General features: G+C 71.2%; 8 protein-coding genes. All 8 read right to left on the bottom strand.

Going from position 1 to position 20,628, the window contains the following annotated elements; genetic code table 11:
- Positions 1-10 precede the first annotated feature (10 nt).
- The 8 genes from AB663_RS06145 to AB663_RS06110 all read right to left on the bottom strand — a co-directional run bounded on the left by AB663_RS06145 (position 11) and on the right by AB663_RS06110 (position 20,603).
- A complete protein-coding gene (locus AB663_RS06145; RefSeq protein ID WP_198147945.1) occupies positions 11-6,082 on the bottom strand; it encodes an Ig-like domain-containing protein in 6,072 nt (2,023 codons plus the stop codon).
- 147 nt (positions 6,083-6,229) lie between these two features.
- Positions 6,230-12,277, bottom strand: a complete 6,048-nt coding sequence (locus AB663_RS06140; RefSeq protein ID WP_232304655.1) for an Ig-like domain-containing protein — start codon at positions 12,275-12,277, stop codon at positions 6,230-6,232.
- Positions 12,278-12,451: 174 nt separating this feature from the next.
- Positions 12,452-13,123: a hypothetical protein gene (locus AB663_RS06135; RefSeq protein WP_067196770.1), complete on the bottom strand. Its 672-nt coding sequence runs from the start codon at positions 13,121-13,123 to the stop codon at positions 12,452-12,454.
- Entirely contained in the window at positions 13,120-13,950 is an 831-nt protein-coding gene (locus tag AB663_RS06130) for a PP2C family protein-serine/threonine phosphatase (protein ID WP_067196766.1), read from the bottom strand. The genes AB663_RS06135 and AB663_RS06130 overlap by 4 nt, the downstream gene beginning before the upstream one ends.
- Positions 13,947-15,698, bottom strand: coding sequence for a DUF5684 domain-containing protein (locus AB663_RS06125; protein WP_067196762.1), 1,752 nt, complete (start codon positions 15,696-15,698; stop codon positions 13,947-13,949). The genes AB663_RS06130 and AB663_RS06125 overlap by 4 nt, the downstream gene beginning before the upstream one ends.
- A complete protein-coding gene (locus tag AB663_RS06120; protein WP_067196759.1) occupies positions 15,695-18,256 on the bottom strand; it encodes a transglutaminase domain-containing protein in 2,562 nt (853 codons plus the stop codon). The genes AB663_RS06125 and AB663_RS06120 overlap by 4 nt, the downstream gene beginning before the upstream one ends.
- Positions 18,253-19,641, bottom strand: coding sequence for a DUF58 domain-containing protein (locus AB663_RS06115; protein WP_067196755.1), 1,389 nt, complete (start codon positions 19,639-19,641; stop codon positions 18,253-18,255). The genes AB663_RS06120 and AB663_RS06115 overlap by 4 nt, the downstream gene beginning before the upstream one ends.
- Positions 19,638-20,603: an AAA family ATPase gene (locus AB663_RS06110; RefSeq protein ID WP_067196752.1), complete on the bottom strand. Its 966-nt coding sequence runs from the start codon at positions 20,601-20,603 to the stop codon at positions 19,638-19,640. Before AB663_RS06110 ends, AB663_RS06115 begins: the two co-directional genes overlap by 4 nt.
- Between the last annotated feature and the right edge of the window lie 25 nt (positions 20,604-20,628).

Here is a 20,628-nt window from a genome sequence, read left to right as displayed (position 1 = left end):
GGTCGGGGGTCTAGTCCCATCGGATGCCTTCCGTCACACCCCAGCCGACGATCTCCATCTGCAGGAGGTACCGGCTGTTGAAGCCGCCGTGGTAGCAGCCACCAGGGCCCTTCTTGTATGCGGCGCCGTTCGCGGGCACGACCCACGTGGCGCCTCCGGCGAACCGCTTGCCGTCTTCCAAGCACCAGACGGTGTACTCGCCCGCCGGGAAGTTCGAGACCGAGAACCCGAGGTAGTAGCAGACGTCGGGCGAGCACTCGCCCGAGTCCGCGCCCTGGGTCGTCCACGCCTTGGGCTGTGGAGCCGGCCCTGACGTGGCGCTGGCGGTCGTGCTCTCGATCACCTGGCCGGCGGCATCCGTCACCCTGATGCGGATGCTGTGCTGCTCGCTGTAGCCGTCGCCCACGGTCTGCGATCCCGTGCTCGACGCGGAACGGTAGCCGCCACCGTCGATGCTCGTCTCGACCTTCGTGATCGAGCGGCCGTTCGCGGAGACCTCGCCGTTCCACGACAGCGTGACGCTGCGCGCGTTGGAGCTCGCGCCCACCGTCGGCGGCTTGAGCGGGCCGTACGGGTTGCCCCGCGCGGAGTTCGACGCCGCTCCGCTGTACTGCACTCCGTCGACCGTGGCGACCGCACGGAGGGAGACGTCGTAGTCCTGCCCGTTGGTCAGTCCGCCGATGATGTTGTCGCCGGGGAGATTCGCCCAACCCCCCGCTCCGAGACGGTACTGGTACGCGATCTCGCTCGTGCGCGCACCGTTGCGGGAACCCGGCGTATAGGTGATCTGCAGCGCGCGGTCCATCTCCTTCACCACCGAGACGCTCGTGGGCGCGCCGGGAGCGATCACCCCGCGACGCGGTGCGGACTGCGGGCTCCACGCGCCCCACCCAGCCTTGTTGTGAGCGCGGATCCGGTAGGTGTACGCGCTCTCCGAGGTCGGCACCACCACCGCCTGCGAGCGAGCGCCCGCGCCGGGCGTCACCGTGCGCACGAGCGTCGACCCCTCGTACACCTCGAGCTGGTAGCTGTCGATCGCGTCGCCGTTGGGGTTCGGCGGCACCCAGTTCACCTGCATCTGCGCCTGGTCGCCGACCGGTGCGAGCTCGGCGGTCGTCGGCGCGGCGGGGTCGAGCGGAGGACCCGCGGGGATCTCGGATGCCGACCAACCGCTCCAGCTCGACGGCTCGGGGGCGCGGTTGTGCGCCTGCACCCGCACCTGATAGTTGGCGCCGTTCTCGAGCCCGTCCCACACGAGCGAGTTTCCTGTGGCCTGCTTCTGGGACACTCCGGACGGCGGCGCGGGTGAGATCTCCAGCGTGTAGCTCTCCACGGGCGACCCCGGAGTGCTCGGCGTCGCCCACTTCACGGTCAGCGACCTGTCGCCGAAGGTCAGGGTCGGCGGCGACGGCGTGTCGGGGCGGGCGTCGGGGCGCGCGACGTCGGAGACTCCGGACGGCTTGCCCTCGCCGACGCGGTTCGTGGCGGTGACCTGGAAGGTGTACTCGACGTTGTTGGCGAGGCCGTCGAGCGTGCACGTGGTCGACTGGCAGGTCTTCGTGTACGCGGAGCCCTGCACCGATCGCACCGTGTACGCCGTGATCTCGGCGCCGTTGTTCGATGGTGCGGAGTACGAGATGACGACCGTGCGGTCCTGCACGCTCGTGACGGTCGGCGTTCCGGGGGCCTCGGGCACGCCCTGCACGGTCACCACGACCTGGCCGTTGGCCTCGCGGTCGACGTCCTCCGTCGCGTCCTGGATGCGGTAGCGCACCACCATGGTCCCGACGAACGTGGCACCGGGCGTGACCTCGACGGTGTCGCCCTTCACCGTGACGTCTCCCGCGCCGGTCTCCAGCACGGCCGAGGTCACGCGCAGGGGCGTCTCGGGGAAGGGGTTGAAGTCGTTGTCGAGCACGGAGACCGTGACCGGCTTGCCCTGGTCCGCCTCGGAGACGGTGTCGGTGTTGGCCACAGGAAGCGCACGGTTCGACGCGCTGACGACCACGGACACCTGCCCCTCGACCGGTTCGGTCTCCCCGTCGGTGACGCGCACGGTGAGGCTCAGCACCGTGCCCTTCTTCGCGTTCGACGAGGCTTCGACGAGCAGGTCGTCTCCGTCGATCCTCGCGGAGACGCCCTTTCCGGCGCCGCCGACCAGCGTGTAGCTGTGATGACCTGCGTCTTCCGGATCGGGATCGGCCGTGAGCGCGGCGAGGTCGAGGCGGGTGGCTTCCTCGCCGGGCGCCACCTGCATCTCGGCTCCGGTGAAGACCGGCTGCTGGTTGGCGGGCGGGAGCACCGTGATGGGCAGGCTCAGCGTCGCCGTGCGGCCGTCGGGGTCGTCCGGGCCGCTCCCGTCGGTCACCTCGAAGGTGATGGCGTCCTCGCCGAAGTACCCCTGTGCGGAGGTGTACACCAGGGTCGTCTCGTCCTTGACGAGGTCGGAGCCGTCGGCGTGCACGGCGGCCACCTTGGCGTGCTCGGTGATACGCGCGGTTCCGCCACCGGCAACGGTGACGTAGTCGGCGAGGGGCAGCTCCTTCGTCTCGCCGCTGACCACCTCGACGGGCTTGGTCGAGGAGAGCACGGGCCGCAGCCCTGACTTGGCGGGGACGAAGAGGAACGCGGATGCCGACAGACCGTCCTGATCGGTGAGCGTGTACGTGATGAGCTGCAGCTCGTCGGTGATGGCGACGCGGACCATGCCGTTCTCGAGGGCTGTGGCTCCGTCGCCGAGGGTCACCGTGAGGGAGTCGGTCGTGCCGTCGGGGTCTTCGTCGTTCTCCAGGATCGCGATGTCGGCGGTGAGCGACCCCTCGTTGAGATCCTCGGGGCGCACACGGTCGTCACGGGCGACGGGAGCGACGAGGGGGACCTCGTCGTCGACGGTGATCTGCAGCACGGCGGTCGCCGTCGCGCCGCGCGAGTCCCTGATCGTGTACTGCAACGATGTCTCCAGCGACCGGTTCGGCGCCTGCACGAGCACGCGATCGCCCGACACGCGGGCGGAGAGCCCGTCGACGTCGGGGATCTCGAGGCCGCCCTCCTTCTCCGAGACGAGCGAGATCTCGTCGCCCTCGGGATCGGAGTCGTTCGCCATCACCGGCACGGCGATCTCGCGGCCGGGCCGGACCACCACGGCATCCTTCACGGCGTAGGGCTCCCGATTCACGTCCTCCGCCGGTGCGATGCCGACGCGGATCGTCGCGGTCCCCTCCTTGCCGAGCCTGTCGCGCACCCGATACTCGAAGGTGTCGACACCCGTCGAGTCCTCGAACGCCTCGTAGGTGAAGTAGTTCTGCCCCGTGTCGGTGATGCGGCCCTTGGTCGGGTTCGAGGCGATGTCGAGCAGCTCGACGGAATCACCGTCGGCGTCGATTCCGTCGAGGGGCACGGCGATGCTGACCTCTGTGCCGGCGAGTGCGCGGGCGACGAGGTCCCGCGGACGCGGTGCGGCGTTCTTCCCCTCCTCCACCGGGAGGATCTGCACGGTGACGAACCCGGCCGACTTCTGCTGCCGTGAGTCGACGGCGTCGTAGGTCAGGTAGACGGTCTTCGGCTCAGGCCCCGCTTTGAACCGCACCGTGTCCTGCGACACGAAGGCCTCGCCGTCTTCGGGGTCGACGAGCGGCTCGACGAGCTCGGGGGCGACGTGCAGCACGTCGTCGCTCGGGTGCGTGTCGTTCTCGAGAACGGGGATCGTCACGACGTCGCCCGCGCGCACCGTGGCCGTGTCGGGATTGGCCACGGGCTGGAGGATCTTCTCCGGTGCGGGGATCGGGATGACGACGACCTCGCCCTCGGCGGACTGCGAGCCGTTCGAGATCCGGTACCGCACGCGCACCTGGCTGTCGAGCGCGCCCTGGTCGGTGATGCGCAGCGTCTCGTGGTTGATCACCGACACCGAGATGCCGGTCCCCTGATCCAGCGACACCGACTGCACCACGAGGATGCCGCCCGACGGATCGGAGTCGTTCGCGAGCACCCCGACGAGCACATCGCCGCCGCTGGGCAGCAGCGCGACATCGCGCACCGCGACGGGGGGCAGCTCGGTCTCGGCCGCTTCGAGCACGTCGACGCGCACGATCCCCTCGGCGTTCTCCGGCCCGGCTGTCGCGAGGTACTGCACGTAGTAGGTGTCCGGCGTATCCGACGAGAACGTGAACGACTTGTTCGGGAAGTCCGGCAGCACGGTCGCGCCCGGCACCTGGTCGTCGACGCGGCCGAGGCGCAGCGGTTCGCGGCCGGAGCTGGTGTCGTTCGCCAGCGGGGCGACGGTGACCTGCTCGCCGACGCGGGTGACGACGTGGTCTGCGTTGGTCTTCGGCGCGGTCGATCCCTGCGGCCGCACGTCGAGCGTGACGCTCGCCGACTGCATCTCGTTGAAGCCGTCGGCGACGGTCACTTGGATCTCCTTGCGCCCCTGCAGGCTCGCGGTCGCCTTGTAGGTGATCTGCCCGTCGGTGCTGAAGTCCACCTCGTCGCCGGGCGCCGGGATGACCTCCTTGAGGTAGATGTCGTCTCCGTCGGGATCGATCCAGTCCGGCAGCACGTTGTACGAGATGGTGCCACCGGTCTCCACCGTGAGAGTCGTCTTGCGCTTCGGCGTCGGCGCCGCGTTGACATCGTCCTCGTGCACCGCGAGCGTCACCACAGCGGTGTCGGTGCCGCCCCGTCCGTCGTCGACCTCGTAGGTGAAGGTGTCGGATCCCGTCGCCTCCTCATCGACCGCGATCTGGAGGGCTCCGCCGTTCTGGATCGGCTGCACCGTGCCGATGGACGGCTGCTGCTCGGCGAGGGCCGCGACGAGCACGTCGCCGTCGGGGTCGTTGTCATTGTCGACGACGGGCAGCAGGATCGAGGCGCCGGGGCGCACACCGAAGCTGTCGTCCTCGGCCACCGGCGGCGTGTTCTCGGGCTTGCGTTCCGGGAGGGTCGTCTCCACCGTCTCCTGAGCGGTGTCCTCCTCGTTCTCGGTCTGCCCCTCCGGCGGCGTGATGTCGTTCCAGTTGTCGACCTGCTGCAGGCTCTCGTCGGCGAGCCACGCCGACCCGCCGACGGCGTCGTTGAGGATGATGACGTCGCGGTTGACGCGGAAGGTCAGCGTCGCCGAGCTCTCGGCGCCCTCGATCCTCGCATCGACGTCGCTCTGCTCGCCGGGGCAGTCGCGCAGGAAGCGGGCAGACCCCGCCCATGCGCCGTAGGTGCACCCGCGAAGCCATACGGGAGCCGCCGCCGTGCCGCGGCCGCTCGTCTCGATCACCTCGGGCTCTCCGCCGTCGAGCGGCACGCGCACGAGCGCCGACGGCGTGGCCACGGCGACGGCATCCGTCGCGGCGGACGCGTGCTGGAGCACGGCATCCGCCGCGTCCGGCACCGCTGTGCGGGCGCCGCCTGGAACGACCACCTCGCCGGCTCCCGCGTCGAGCACGACGGGGGTGCGGCCCACCGCCGTGATGGACGGGCGCTGCGACGAGCTGAGCTCTCCGACGGATGCCGTTGACGGTTCGAGCGCCTCGCCCTCGGCGTCGACGGAGACCGTGACGACCTCGCCGCGCTCGGCGGACAGGCCGAAGACCGTGCCGTCGTCGGCGACCACGGCGTCGGCGTCCTTGCCGAGCTCGGCCACGGGCTCGGCGGACTCCACCGTGAACGACGCGATGCCGCCGACCGGCACCACCCACAGGTCGCCCGATGTGCGGTCGACGATGGCCGCGGTGCGGTTGCCGAGCGACACCTTGGCACCGGGCGGGATCCCTGCGCTGTCGCCCAGCGACACGCGGGCCGGATCGACCGCGGTGAGCGTGGATGCGGCCGAGTCGACGACGAGCACGGCCGTCTCGTCCTGGAGGATGTCGAAGTCCTCGCCGGTCGTGCGCAACCCGCCGTCGAGGAGCGCCGACGGGTGGTTGAAGTGGCCCACGAGCAGGCTCGACGACTTCGTTATCCAGACGCCGCCGTCGTTGAGATCCACCTTCGTCGTCGGATTGCCCTCGTAGAGGAAGGCCATGCCGGTGAGCACCACCGCACCGGCGGCGACACCCGCGGCGGACGCCAGCGTCTTGGGACGCGCGCGCATCCACGCCAACGCCTTCATACCCGGCTCCCCCTGCGGTCGTCACTTTCGAATCGCGCACCGCCTTGCCGATACACGCAGGCTGCGCCCGACAATCCTAACCGCGGCCCTCGACGACCTCGATGGGGAGCACTCCCCATCGAGGTCGGGCTAGAAGTTGCCCGGTCTCGCCTTCGACGGGTTCCCTCCGATGATGTTCACGCCCTTGGACGTGCCGAAGCCGTTGTAGCAGTCGAGCTGGACCGAGCCGTTCGAGGGGATGTCCACCGGGAACCCGGCGTTGTTGCCGAACACCCTGCCGTCGACCGTGCACTCGATGTTGTACGAGCCGCCCGCGAAGTTCGACGTGTTCAGCACGAACTTGCGGCACGTGCCGCCGCCGACGTTCGTGCAGCCGGACACGTAGCTTCCGCCGGTGACCCAGGCGTCGGGCTGGGGCTTGGAGTCGGTCCGAGCGGATGCCGACACGACGTTCGACCACTGTCCCGCGCTGTCGCGTGCCCGCACCTCGATCGTGTGCGTCTGGTCGTAGCCGTTGCCGACGTTGCGGCTGCCGCTGAGTCCGAGGTTCTGCCACGAGCCGCCGTCGAGGCGCACCTGCACCTCCTCGATCGGGCGACCGTTGGGGGCAGGAGCCGACCACGACACCTTCACGGAGAGCCCCTGGTTCGCCGCTCCGACACCGGGGTTCGCCACCGGGCCGTACGGCCGCAGCGCGCCCGACGGTGCCGAGGCGGGTCCTGGTTGCGACTCCTGTCCGCCGACGACGGAGTAGGCGCGCACGCGCACGGTGTACGTTCCGTTGTTGGCCGCGTTGATGCGCTCGCCGTCCCAGTTGCGGCTCCAGGTCGAACCGTCGAGCGTGTACTCGTAGTGGATCTCGCTGCTATTCGCGCCGTTCGTGTCCGACAGCGAGTACTGCACGGTCACATAGCCGTCGTGCTCCTGCGCGCCGGTGATGGTCGGCGCGCCGGGGCTGCCGAACGCGCGCTGGGGCGTCGACGCGGGGCTCTGGGCTCCCCAGCCGGCTTTGTTCCTCGCCCGCACGGCGTACGTGTAGTCGGCCGTCGACGTCGCGACCGTGACGGTCTGGCTGTGCTGCGTGCCGGCGATTCTCGGCACCCGGTTGACGATCGATCCGCCGCGCATGACGAGCAGCTCGTACTCGGCGATCGCGTCGCCGTTCTGCGGGGCTGCGTCCCAGCTGACCGTCATCTGCGCCTGGCTGCCGACCGACGGAGCGCTCTGGGCGCGCGGCGCGGCGACCGTGCCGGGGACACCGGCGGGGATCTCGCTCGCCGACCATCCGCTCCAGCTCGACGGCTCCGGCGCCCTGTTGTGCGCCCGCACCCGCACCTGGTAGTCGGCCCCGTTCTCGAGCCCCTCCCAGACGAGCGAGTTGCCCGTCACGCCGGTCTTCTGCGCGACGCCCGACGGCGGCGCGGGCGAGATCTCGAGCGTGTACGACTCCACCGGCGAGCCCGGCGTCGTCGGGGTCGCCCACGACACCTTCAGGCTCTTGTCGCCGAAGACGAGCTTCGGGGGCTGCGGCGTGTCCGGTCGGGCGTCCGGCCGCGCGACCGCCGACGACGGCGACGGCTCGCTGTCTCCCACGCGGTTGGTCGCCACGACCTGGAACACGTACTCGACGTTGTTCGTGAGGCCGTCGAGCGTGCACGTCGTCGAGGAGCACTTCTTGGTGTAGTTGCCGGCGACGGAGCGCACGGTGTACGAGGTGATCTCCGCGCCGTTGTTGGCGGGCGGGGACCACGCGAGCACCACCGTGCGGTCCTGCACGCTCGAGACGGTGGGCGTGCCAGGGGCCTCCGGCACGCCCTGGACGGTCAGCACGATGCGTCCGTCGACCTCGCGGTCGGGGTCCTTCGTCGCGTCCTGCACGCGGTACCGCACCACGAAGGTGCCGACGAAGTCGGCGCTCGGAGTGACCTTCACCTCGCTGCCGCTGATCTCCGCCGTGCCCGATCCGGTCTCGGGGACGACCGAAACGACCTTGAGCGGGGTCTCGGGGAACGGGTTCACGTCGTTCTGCAGCACCGGGACGGTGATCGTCTTGCCCTGGTCGGCCTCGGCGATCGTGTCGGTGTTGGCCGTCGGGAGCGCTCGCGTCGACGCCGTGACCAGCACCGCGACCGAGCCCTCCACCGGCTCCGTGGTGCCGTCGTCGATGCGCAGCTGCACCGTGGCGCTCGTTCCCTTGGGTGTGCTGGATCCCGCCTCGACGAGCAGCTTGCTGCCGTCGACGCGCGCGCTGATGCCGTTCCCCGGCTCTCCGCTGATGCGGAAGCGGAGCTTGTCGGCGTCCTCCGGGTCGGGATCCGTCGTGAGCGCCGCGAGGTCGAGCGACGTGGCAGGCTCGCCCGGTGCGACCTCGACCTGGCCGTTCACGAACACCGGCGGCTGGTTCTCCGGCGGCAGCACCGTGATCGGGATCGTGAGGGTGGCCTTGCGCCCCTGCGGGTCGTCCGGCCCCGTGCCGTCGGTGACCTCGAACGTCAGGGCGTCCTTGCCGAAGTAGCCCGGCTTCGAGGTGTACACCAGGGTCGTCTGGTCCTTGATCAGCGGCGACCCGTCGGAGTTCACGGCACTCACCTTGGCGGCCTCCGTGATGACGACGTCTCCGCCGCCCGCCACCGTCACGTACTTCGACAGCGGCAGCTCGATCGTCTCGCCGCTCTTGACCTCGACGGGCTTGGTGCTGCTCAGGGTGGGGCGCAGCTCGCTCAGGGCAGGGACGAAGATGAAGGCGGATGCCGACTGCTCGTCCTGATCGGTGACGGTGTAGCGGATCAGCTGGCGCTGCTCGCCCACGGTCACTCGGATCGACCTGTCCTCCTGCACGACGCCGCCCGTCTCGACGGTGAGGTCGAGCGCGTCGACCGTGCCGTCGGGGTCTTCGTCGTTGGTGAGCACGTCGACGTCGACGCGCAGGCTGTCGGTGACATCGGCGGCGACGACGCGATCGTCACGCGCGGTCGGCACCTTGAGCGGCACCTCGTCGTCGACGGTGATCTGCAGCACGGCGGTCGCGGTGGCGCCGCGCGCATCGCGGATCGTGTACTGGATCGACGTGTCCATCGTCCTGTCCGGGGCCTTCACCACGACGCGGTCCCCCGACACGCGCGCCTGCAGACCGGCATCCGACGGAATCTCGAGACCCTTCTTCACGAGCGAGATCGCGTCGCCCTCGGGATCGGAGTCGTTGGCGAGCACGGGCACGGCGATCGTGCGACCGGGGCGCACGACGACCGCGTCCTTCACGGCGTACGGCGCCTGGTTCGCGGAGTCGCCCGGTGCGATGCCGACCCGGATCGTCGCGACGCCCTCCTTGCCGAGACGGTCGCGAACCCGGTAGGTGAACGAGTCCACCCCCGCGGCATCGTCGAACGCCTCGTAGACGAGGTAGTTCGTGCCCACCTCCGCGACCTGCCCCTTCGACGGGGCGCTCTCCTGGCCGACCAGCTCGACCGAGTCGCCGTCGGCGTCGATCCCGTCGAGCGGGATGGCGATGCGGACGCTCGAGCCGCTCAGCGCGCGCACCGTGAGATCCTGCGGCTTGGGCGCCGAGTTCGACTCCTCGTCCACCGGGCGCACCTGCACGGTCACATAGCCCGCGTCCTTCTGCCCCATCGAATCGACGGCCTGATACGTGAGGTATACCGTGCCGGGCCTGTCGGATGCGCGGAACCGCACGGTGTCCTGCGACACGAACGCCTCGCCGTCTTCAGGATCGACGAGCGGCTCCACGAGCTGCGGGTCGACGTGCAGCACGTCGCCGTTCGGATGCGTGTCGTTGTCGAGCACGGGGATCGTGACGACGTCGCCCGCCCGCACCACGACCTGGTCGTCGTTGGCGACGGGCGGGAGCAGCTGCTCCGGTCGCGGGATCGGGATGACGATGACGTCGCCCTCGGCGCTCTGCGTGCCGTTGGAGATGCGGTAGCTGATGCGCACCTGCTCGCTGAGCGCGCCCTGGTCGCCGATCCGCAGCGTCTCGTGGTTGAGCACCGACACCGAGATGCCGCTGTGCGGCGGCACGGTCACCGACTGCACGACGAGGATGCCGCCGGACGGCTCGGTGTCGTTGCCGAGCACACCCACGAGCACCTCCCCGCCGGAGGGCAGCAGGGCGACGTCGCGCACGGCGATGGGCGGCAGCTGCGTCTCGGACGGCGGGAGCACGTCGATGCGCACCAGCCCCGGCACCGCGTTGGGGCCGGCGCTCACGAGGTACTGCGCGTAGTAGACGCCCGCCGTCTCGGAGCGGAACGTGAACGCCTTGTTCTGGTAGTCGGGCACGATCGTCGCGCCCGGCACCTCGTCGACGCGCGCGAGCCGCAAGGGTTCCCGGCTCGAGCTCGTGTCGTTCACCAGCGGTGAGACCGAGATGGCCTCGCCCACGCGGGTGACCACGTGGTCGGCGTTGGTCTTCGGCATGGTCGAGCCCGCAGGGCGCACGTCGAGCCTGAGCGTGCCGGTCGCCGTCTCGCCGAGCCCGTCGGCGACGGTCACCTGGATGTCCTTGCGCCCCTGAAGGCTCGCGACGGCGCGGTACGTGACCTGCCCGTCTGTCGTGAAGTCGACCTCGTCCCCCGGCGCGGCCACGACGTTCCTGAGGTAGATGTCGTCGCCGTCGGGATCGAGCCAGTCCGGCAGCACGTTGTATGAGACCGACCCGCCCTCCTCGACGGCGATGCCGGTGGTCCTCCGCTGCTCGGGAGCGCCGTTGGTCTCCCAGTCGTGCACGGTGAGCTGCACCGTCGCGGTCGCCTTGCCCCCGCGCCCGTCGTCGACCTGGTATTCGAACGATCCGCCCCCCGTGGTGTCCTCGTCGACCGCGATCTGCATCGAGCCGCCGTTGTTCACCGGCTGCACCTCGCCGAGTGCGGGCTGACTCTGGGCGAGAGACGCGACGAGCACGTCACCGTCGGCGTCGGTGTCGTTGTCGAGCACGGGCAGCATCGTGGTGCGACCGGGGCGCACGCCGAACTCGTCGTCCTCAGCGATGGGCGGGGTGTTCTGCTCGCTCCGCTCCGGAAGGGTGGTCTCCACCGTCTCCTCGGTGGTGTCCTCCTGGTTCTCGTTCTCGCCTTCCGGCGGAACGATGTCGTCCCAGTTGTCGACGCGCTGCAGGCTCTCGTTCGGGAGCCACGCCGCGCCGCCGACCGCGTCGTTCAGCACGATGACGTCGCGGTTCACGCGGAACACGAGGCTCGTCGAGTCCTCGGCATCCGGGATCTTCTCCGCCACGTCGTTCGTCTCGCCGGGGCACTCCCGCACGAAGCTCGCCGAGCCGGCCCACGCGCCGTAGGTGCAGCCGCGCAGCCACACGGGAGCCGCGGGTGCTCCGACCCCTCCGGCGTCGATCTTCTGCGGCTCGCCGCCGTCGAGCGGCACCCTGACGAGGGCGGATGCCGTGGCCACGGCGACCGCGTCCGTCTCCGCGGATGGCTGCTGCAGGAGGGCGCCGTCGGCGTCGCCGATCTCGGTGCGCGTGCCTCCCGGCGTGACGACGGCCCCCGCAGCGGGGTCGAGCACGACGGGCGCGTCGCCCACGGCCGTGATGCTCGGGTCACCGGCAGGGTCGACCTCGCCGATGGACGCCGTCGACGCGTCGAGCGCTTCGCCCTGGTTGTCGACCGGGATGGTGACGACCTCGCCGCGCTGAGCGGACAAGCCGAACACGGTGCCGTCCTTGGCGACGGCGACGTCGGCGTGCTCTCCGAGTTCGACGGTGGGGTCGGTGCCCTTGATCTCGAACGCCGCGATCCCGCTGACCGGCACCACCCACAGGTCACCGGAGTCACGGTCGAGGATGGCGGCGGTGCGGTTGCCCAGTGCGACCTTCGCGGAGCCTGGGATGGCCGCCGAATCGGTCAGCGCGACACGCGCCGGGTCCACCGCGGTGACCGTGGAGGCGCTGTCGTCGACGACGAGCACCTGCGCGGCGTCCTGAAGGATGTCGTAGTCGTCGCTGCCGTTGCGCAGCCCGCCGTCGAGCACGGTCGACTCGTGATTGAAGTGACCGACCAGCAGGCTCGAGGTCTTGGTGATCCAGACGCCGCCGTCGTTGAGGTCGACCTTCGTCGTGGGGTTGCCCTCATAGGCGAAGGCCATGGTGGTGATCGCGATGGCCCCCACCGTCACGGCGGCAGACGATGCCAGTGTCTTCGGCTTCATCCGCATCCATGACAGGGCCTTCATCCCGCGGCTCCCCCCCGCTCACACACGTGCTCGTCCGGCGCCCGCGGCGCGGGGCCGCAGGGCACACCCGACGAGTCTAACCGCGGGCCCTGAGAGACCGGATGGGGAGTTCTCCCCATCCGGTGCTGCCCGCATGCGCCCCGTGCGCCGTCACGACGTGACGGCCACGCCGACGAGAAGGGCGAGCCCGGCGATCGATACGATGCCCGCCGCGCCGATCGCCGCGAGCGCGTACACGCTGCGCCGGCGGCTGGTCCGTGCCACGGAGGGGGCGGATGCGTCTGCGGTCCGCGTCGGCGGGATGTCGTTCGCGACGGCCGGCGGAGCGGACGGCACACGCGGAGCGGCCCTCGGCTTGTAGATGGCCGGGGTCTCCGGCGCCGCCGGCGCGGGGGCGCGCACGACGCGCACCGTGTCGTGCAGCGGATCGGGGGCGTTGCCACGCGGTTCGCGACGAGCACGAGAGCGGTCTGCGACCACCGTGCGGTCCACGACCACCGTGCGGTCCACGACCACCGTGCTGTCGTCGACCATCGTGCTGTCGTCGGTCTCGCGGGCGGGCACGGCATCCGACGGCAGCGCGGACCGATCCATCACCACCGTCCGCTCGTCCAGACCATCCGCGTGCCCGTCCGGCGCAGCATCCGCGGGCCGCGCCGACCGATCCATCACCACCGTCCGCTCGTCCAGACCGTCCACGTGCTCGACGGCGTCGGAGTGTTCGTCCTGCGTGCCCTGCGTGGGCGCGGACTCGGCGCGACGGCGAAGGGCGCGACGCGACAGCACGACGGTCTCGTCGTCGATCCCCTCGTGCCCCGTCATGACGACCGTCCCCGCACGGGCACCGTGGTGCTCTCGAGCATGGTCGTGGTGTGCACGGCCGACTGCCGGCTGTCGGTTCCGTCGGCGGAAGGGGGTGCCGCGCCGCCCGCTACGACGTCGATGACGATGACCGAGATGTTGTCGCGCCCGCCCGCCTGCTTCGCACGACGCACGAGCGCAGCGGCGGCCGTCTCCGGACGGCCGCACATCGTGAGCGTCGCGCGGATGCTCTCGTCGCTGACCTCGCCGCTCAGGCCGTCGGAGCAGATGAGCAGCCGGTCGCCGTCGATGACGGGCACGAGCCAGCTGTCGGCGAGATTCTCCTCTGCACCGATCGCGCGCGTGATGACGTTGCGGTGCGCGAAGGTCGCCATGTCCTCCGCGCGAAGCTCTCCCGCGTCGACGAGCTCCTGGCCGAGCGAGTGATCGATCGTCAGCTGGTCGAGTTCGGTGTCGTGATGACGGTACACGCGCGAGTCGCCCACGTTGAACACGAGCCAGTGCGGCACGCCCTCGTGCTCGATGAGCGCGACCGCCGCCACCGTGCTGCCGGCTCCGCGGGCGTGCTGGGCGGAGATCGCCGAAACAGCACCGTTCGCCCGCGCGAGTGCCGCACCGATGTCGGCGGTGGAGACCTCGTGTCCGCCGAGCGGCTGGAACGCCTCGACGACCGCCTGGCTGGCCCGATCGCCGGCGTCGTGTCCGCCCATGCCGTCGGCGACGAGGAAGACCGGTGACGCGGCGAGCACGGAGTCCTCGTTGACAGCGCGCGTGAGACCGACGTCGGTCAGCGACGCGACGTTCAGGATCACGGAGGAGAGCGTCACGAACCGGACTCCACATCGACGTGCATGCCGACCTCGCCGAGGATGAAGCGCCCGGTGCCCGTCACGCTCTCGCCCGGGTCGAGCAGGGTCTCATGCCCGTCGTCTGCGACGACCACGACGCCGTTCGTGGAGTGCAGGTCCGTGAGCCGCCACTCGTCGCCCTGCACCATGAGGCGCGCGTGGGTCTTCGAGAGCGTACGGGTCTTGTCGGGGATCGACAGCAGCTGCTCGCCCGGCTCCCCCTCGGGGTTGCGGCCGATCACGATGCTCGTCGCAGAGAGCACGAAGCGACGCCCGTCATCGAGGACGAGCACCCGACGCACCCCGCGACGCCGCGACACGATGACGGTCGCCTCGAGGTCGTCGTCATCGTCCTGCGGCTTCGCCGCGAGGGGCGCGGGTGCGGGGTCGGGGACGGGCAGCGAGATCGGCACCGGCTGGATCGTCGACCGTCCCTCCGAGCGGGGGGCGGATGCCGCTGACCGAAGCCGCTGCTCGCCCGGAGCAGCGGACCAGGGGGCGGCTGCGGGCTCAACGGGGGGCTCAGCCTCAGCCGAAGTCTGTTCCTGCGGCGCCGACGGGTATGCGTACGGCTGCGGCTCGACCCGCAGGTGCTGGGGTGCGGCCGGCTCCGCGGCCGGGGGCTGCGGTGCGGCAGGCGGCTGCGGGGCGGCAGGCGGCTGCGACGCGGCAGGCGGCTGCGGGGCCGCAGGCGGCTGCGACGCGGCAGGCGGCTGCGGGGCCGCAGGCTGCGGTGCGGCGGCAGGCGGCTGAGGGGCCGCAGGCTGCGGCTCAACAAGCCGCGAGTGATACGCGGGCGGCTGCGGGGCCACCGGGGCAGGCGGGTACGCAGCGGTCAGCGAGGCGGCCGGCGGCTGCGGCGCGGCCGGCGCGGGTGGTTGCGGGGCGGAAGCCGGCGCGGGTGGTTGCGGGGCCGAAGCCGGCGCAGGCGGCTGCGGGACCGAAGCCGGCGCAGCGACGCCGGGCACGGACTCGATGAGACCCTGCGGCACAGGGAGCGCCGGTGCCGGCGGTGCGGGCTCCGCACGATGCGGTGCGGGGATGGTCATGTCGGTGGCGAGATCGCCGGTCCACGCGGCTCCGCGCTGGTGCGCAGGAGCATCCGCCGTGCCGGGGCCACCGTACGGAGCCGGCACGCTCGGGAACCCTGACGCGCCGTGGGGCGCCGGAGCGCCCGGGGCAAACCCCGCTGCGGGCCGCCCCGCGCCGCCACCCTGCGGAGGAAGCGGCGGCGCGAGGTAGCCCTGCGCCGCGCCCCCGCGCACGGCATCCGTGCCCTGTCGACGCGGACCGTGCTGCAGGCTGGCGAGGCGATCGGCCTCGGGGTACGGCGGAGCGCCCCACGCCAACAGGGTTGCCCAGACGGGCGGAAGCAGGATCGCGAGCACGGTGGCCCCGGCGCCGCGACCGAAGCGCCGGTTGATGCTGTGCGTGGCGAGCACCTTGAGGTAGAGCCCGTAGAGCTGGACGATCGGAATGAAGTAGAAGACGACGTTCCACGCCGGCCGGCCACCGGCCGACAGGATGGTCGCCTCGTTGAGGACCGGCACCCAGCCCTTCCACCCCTGCTCACCGAGCCGCGGGAAGAGCTTCGAGAGGGCGATCGCGTACCACAAGTAAAGGCCGAGCCCGATGAGAAGGGTCACCAGCCAGACCACGAGCAGAGCCGCGATCGACCCCGCTGCGCCGCCCTCCGCCATGAGAACCTGGCCTGCGTCCGCGCTCATTCATCCTCCTCATTCCGGTATTCACCGGCCACTGCGAGCGTACCGACTGCGAGGTGGCGTCCTGACGACGCCCCGCGGCTGCGCGGAGCGAGCCGTGAGAGGAACGACCGCAACCCGAGCGCGGCACGCAGCGAACGCCACCACGTGTTCCCCTTGCGCAACCGCGCCCGCTCCGCGTCGACGACCTCCCACGCCTGCGCGGCATCCGCAGCAGCGGGCGGATGCGCCGAGAACACCCCGCGATCGACGAGCGCGGCCAGGCGCACCGCCGCGGCGCTGCCCGAGGCCTCGGCGCTCTGCACGCGCGTACCGGGGCCGAGGGGCACATCGTTGTCGGCGTACAGGTCGGTCAGTTCCTCCCATGCCGCCACGAGGCGCACCTCTGGGTCGGCGGCGCCGCGTCGCGCTCGCCCGCGCACGCACTTCGCGGCGAGGATCACGAGCAGCGGGAGCACGAGCAGCAGCAGACCGGCGAGGCTCAGACCCACGACCCGGGCGATCGCGAAGAACGCCGCGAGACCGTCGGTCGTCGCCTGCTCGGCCGGAACATCGCTCGAACGCGAGTCGCTCTGCGCCTGCGGCGGATCCAGCGCTTCAGAGCGGGGTTGCTCCGGAACGGTCGGATGCTCTGGCAGCTGTTCTCCCTCGGTGATGAGACTCGGCAGCTGCGCGAACTGCGGCGTGGCATCGACCGCGACCCATGCGCCGCCCGGCTCGCGCACCTCGGTCCACGCCGTCATGTTGCGTCCGGTGCAGACCGTGTCGCACGCCGGCACGCCCGGCACCTCCTCCGCCGCGGCGAGCCGCACCCCGAGCACCACGCGCGACTCGAAGCCCCACAGCCGCGCCAGCAGCGCGGCCGCCGTGGCGAACTGCTCATCGTCGCCCACGGCCGCCACGAGCATGTCGGGCGACGCGTCGGCCCCGGCGCGGCGCTGCTGCTCGACGAGCGAGGCGAAGAGCTCCTCGATACGGGCGGTGGAATGACCGGCGTAGCTCGCGGCGAACGAGTACCCCTCCGACTCGCGGAGCTCGGCTGTCCAGCCCGCGGCGGCCTCGTCGTCGAGCAGCGAGTGCGACAGGTAGCCGCGCGCACGCAGCCGATCGATGAGCTCGAGGTATCCGCCGCCCGTGCGCGGCAGCTCCTGCATGCCTGCCCACTCCGCGAGCGCGGGATGCTCCTCAACGTCGAGCAGCGGCTCGCCGGCCTGCGCGTCGCTGAGCGACGGCGCGGATGCCGGAGCGTCGGCCAGCACCTCGTAACTGTCTCCGGGGACGAGCCCGGTGCGGCCACCCGACGCCTTCGCGATCGTGATGGCGGTGTCGCCCGCCTCGTCGCGGTGGAAGCCGTCGGCGAGAGCATCCGCCCGCCGACCTGCGAACGACGGCGCCTGGGCGAGGTGGGCCGGTGCCGGAACCCAGATGCCGCTGTAGGCATCGCCGATCGTCAGCGTCAGCCGCGCCCGGTCGCCTCCCGGACCGGCAGCGCGCGGCAGGCGCGAGAACCGCACGTCTGCTCCGACATGGAAGTCCTGGCCGTCGTACGCGTCGAGGGTCGCGATGCGGAGGCGGTCGATGCCGTGCTGATCCCCCTCGACCGTCACGACGGTCTCGTCGAGCTTGTCGGCCGTGAACCAGGAGCGGTATTCGGCGAGCGGACTCGGCTGCTGCCGCACCACGACGAGCGGTTCGACGGCGTCACGCAGCACCGAGCGGTCGCCCCAGCCCGCCGCGGCGGGCGCGACCGCTACGCCTGCGACGAGGGCGACGACGACGAGAGCGCCCGCCAGAAGATGCCGACGGATGCGCAGCCAGACCGGGGTCGCGCGGCGGCTCACGTTCTGCGCGGCGACAGCGCGCAGCGCACGCGAGCGCTCGAGCCGCGCCCGGCCGATGAGGAACACGAGACCGCAGAGGAAGACCGCGACGCCGACGGCCCACTCGCGAGGCGCCGGCAGCACGATGCCGCCCAGCCGCAGCGGGGCGCTGGTCGCCGAGGCGCCGAACGCGATGCCGAACACGCTCATCGCCGCGACGACGACCACAGACAGCGCCGCGCGACGCCGACGATCGAGCACGAGCAGCGCGGCGACGAAGGCTCCGACGTACACGACCACGAGGAACGGGACCAGCACGGCCTGGTACTCGCCCAGCGGCGGGGCGAGTGTGAGGATCTGCTTCCACCCGAGCGCGACGCCGAGCACGGCATCCCGCACTCCGCCGAGGAAAGCGCTCGGCGACGACAGCGACGACGGCACCGCGAAGGGAGCCGCGACGACGACATACACGAGGCCCGCGAGCACGCTCGCGAGGAGCGGACCCCACCGCAGCAGGCGAGACACCACGGCCACCGCCATGCCGATCGCGCCGCCGCCGAGTCCCACGAGCAGCGCCCGGGGCGCCTCGTACAGCGGCCACGCCGCAGCGGTCGCCAGCGCCACGCCCACCACGACGAAGGCGAGCCCCCACACCGCAGGGGCGGGGAACAGGCCGTCGCCCGCCCCCGGACCCTGCCGCCCGGCGGCGCCGGGCCGCTGCTGCGGCGTGCGCGCGTTCACTTCAGCACCCCTCTCGCGAGCATGTGCGGCAGGTCGCCGAGCGCACCCAGGGTGAGGACCGACAGCTCCTTCGCGTTGCGCAGGCTGGGTTCCTGACCGAGCTCGGCGCGCACCGCGACGGTCTCCACCGCCGCGGGCATCGTGACCGCGGCATGACGCATCCGCTCGAGCGGCATCCGCGACCCCGTCAGCAGGAAGGCGATCGAGAGATCGGGGTACGACTGCACCGTGAGCGCCGTGACGGCCTCGAGCCGCATGACATGCTCACCCGCTTCGATCGCGCACGTCGCGTCGAGCAGCGACCGCGGCGTGGCGGTCGGCAGCGCACGGATCGACAGCACCTCGGTGCGCGAGTGCTCGGGGATCTCGTTGCTGACCGCGAACAGCACATCTCGCCCCTCGAACACGCCCTGCAGGGCGAGGGATGCCGCGGCGCTCACGGTCGCTTCGAACTCGTCGTCGCTCTCGTACGAGTCCGCCGCGAGGTCGAGCACGATCGCGATGCGCGCGTGCCGCGACTCCTCGTATTGGCGCACCATGAGGCGACCGGTCTTCGCCGTCGACTTCCAGTGCACGTGCCGCTGCGAGTCGCCGACGACGTACTCGCGCACGGCGTGGAACGACAGATCGGCGTCGACCAGAGTGGTGCTGGGCGTGCCCTCCAGGTCGCGGATCAGCCCAGCGCTGGTGCTCGGGATGGGGACTGTCACGGGGTGCACGTGGATCCGCTGCACCTCGGGCCAGCTCAGCTCGCGCCGGAGGATGCCGAGCGGATCGCCGCGCGTGATCGTCATCGGCCCGACGTCGATGATGCCCCGTCGGCGGGCGGCGATCGACAGCTCCTCGCGGTGATGGCCATCGGGACGCAGCAGCGGCACGTGCGCCTCGACGAGCCCGTCGCCGACGGGCACATCGACCACGCCGGGGAGCGCCAGCCTCCGTCCGTTGTTGCGCACGTCGAGCACGGCACCGATCTCGGTCCCTGCCACCACGCGGTCACGGTCGAGCGCGAGGGTGATGCGGTAGTCGTGCGCCCCGAGCACGAAAGGCACGCACAGCACCAGCAGCACGACGGCGATCGTGGCCACCGCCCACGCCTCGACCCACCCGAACGCAAGCCCTCCCGCGGCTCCGAGCACCGCGGCGACGCTGACGAGCAGGCCGGCGGTCGTCACGGTCTCGCTCACCCACGTCAGCAGGCGGCGCAGCACGCGACCCGTGCGGCGCAGCATCCGTCGCGTGCCCACCACCGCACCGCGCACGGGTCCTCGGCGCGTACGGTCGTACCGCGTGACCGTCGACGTGCGGGTGGACGTGCTCGTCCTGGTGGACGTGCTCGTTCGTGCGGCGGTGCGCGTGAGGCGCGGATCGTGGCTGGTGCTCACGCAGTGCCGTTCTCGCGGGGCGGTTCCACATCGAGCAGGATCTGCCCGATGACCGCCACCGCCGTCACTCCGTCGAACTCCGCCTCCGGCTCGAGCACGAGGCGGTGGGCGAGCGTGACCACGGCGAGGTCGCGCACGTCGTCGGGCGTCACGTACGTGCGGCCTGACTTCGCCGCCCAGGTCATGACCATGCGCGACAATGCAAGCGCGCCGCGCACGCTCACGCCCAGCCGCACCTCGGAGGCGCGGCGCGTCGCGTCCACGATGCGCATGATGTAGTCGGAGATGAGGGGGTTCACGTACACGCCGCGTGCGAGCTCACCCATGGTGAGGATCGTGTCGGTTCCCGCGATGCCCTGCAGCGGCGGCTTGGGCACGGCGGCGCCCTGCAGGATGCGCATGGTCGCGGCGTCGTCGGGGTAGCCGATCGACGTCTTGATCATGAAGCGGTCGAGCTGCGCCTCCGGCAGGCGATAGGTGCCGCCCTGCTCGATGGGGTTCTGCGTCGCCATCACGAGGAACGGCGAACCGACCGGGCGCGAGACGCCGTCGACCGTGACGGTCGCCTCCTCCATGACCTCGAGCAGCGCGGACTGGGTCTTCGGGCTCGCGCGGTTGATCTCGTCGGCGAGCACGATGTTCGCGAAGACCGGGCCGGCATGGAACTCGAACACGCCCTCCTTCTGGTCGTACACGGTGATGCCCGTGACGTCGCCCGGAAGCAGGTCGGGCGTGAACTGGATGCGCGAGCTCGTGCCGTTGATGGTCTGCGCAATCGACCGCGCCAGGGCGGTCTTGCCGGTGCCGGGGTAGTCCTCGAGAAGCACGTGGCCGCCGGTGATGGCGGCGGCCAGCACGAGCTCCACGACATGGCGCTTGCCGAGGATCGCCTGCTCGACGTTGCCCGCGAGGATCGAGAACGTCTCGGCGAACCACGCGGCCTGTTCGTTCGCGATGGTCATGGGTGCCTTCCTGTCGGCGGGAGGG

This window comes from Microbacterium sp. XT11, from assembly GCF_001513675.1.
In the GTDB taxonomy this organism is placed as follows: domain Bacteria; phylum Actinomycetota; class Actinomycetes; order Actinomycetales; family Microbacteriaceae; genus Microbacterium.
This window is presented reverse-complemented; position numbering and strand designations above follow the sequence as displayed.

Excerpts from the sequence above, each read along its gene's own strand:
- AB663_RS06145 (WP_198147945.1), bottom strand. The coding sequence starts at position 6,082 with ATGCGCGCGCGTCCCAAGACGCTGGCGTCCGCCGCGGGTGTCGCCGCC.
- AB663_RS06140 (WP_232304655.1), bottom strand. The coding sequence starts at position 12,277 with ATGAAGCCGAAGACACTGGCATCGTCTGCCGCCGTGACGGTGGGGGCC.
- AB663_RS06135 (WP_067196770.1), bottom strand. The coding sequence starts at position 13,123 with ATGACGGGGCACGAGGGGATCGACGACGAGACCGTCGTGCTGTCGCGT.
- AB663_RS06125 (WP_067196762.1), bottom strand. The coding sequence starts at position 15,698 with ATGAGCGCGGACGCAGGCCAGGTTCTCATGGCGGAGGGCGGCGCAGCG.
- AB663_RS06110 (WP_067196752.1), bottom strand. The coding sequence starts at position 20,603 with ATGACCATCGCGAACGAACAGGCCGCGTGGTTCGCCGAGACGTTCTCG.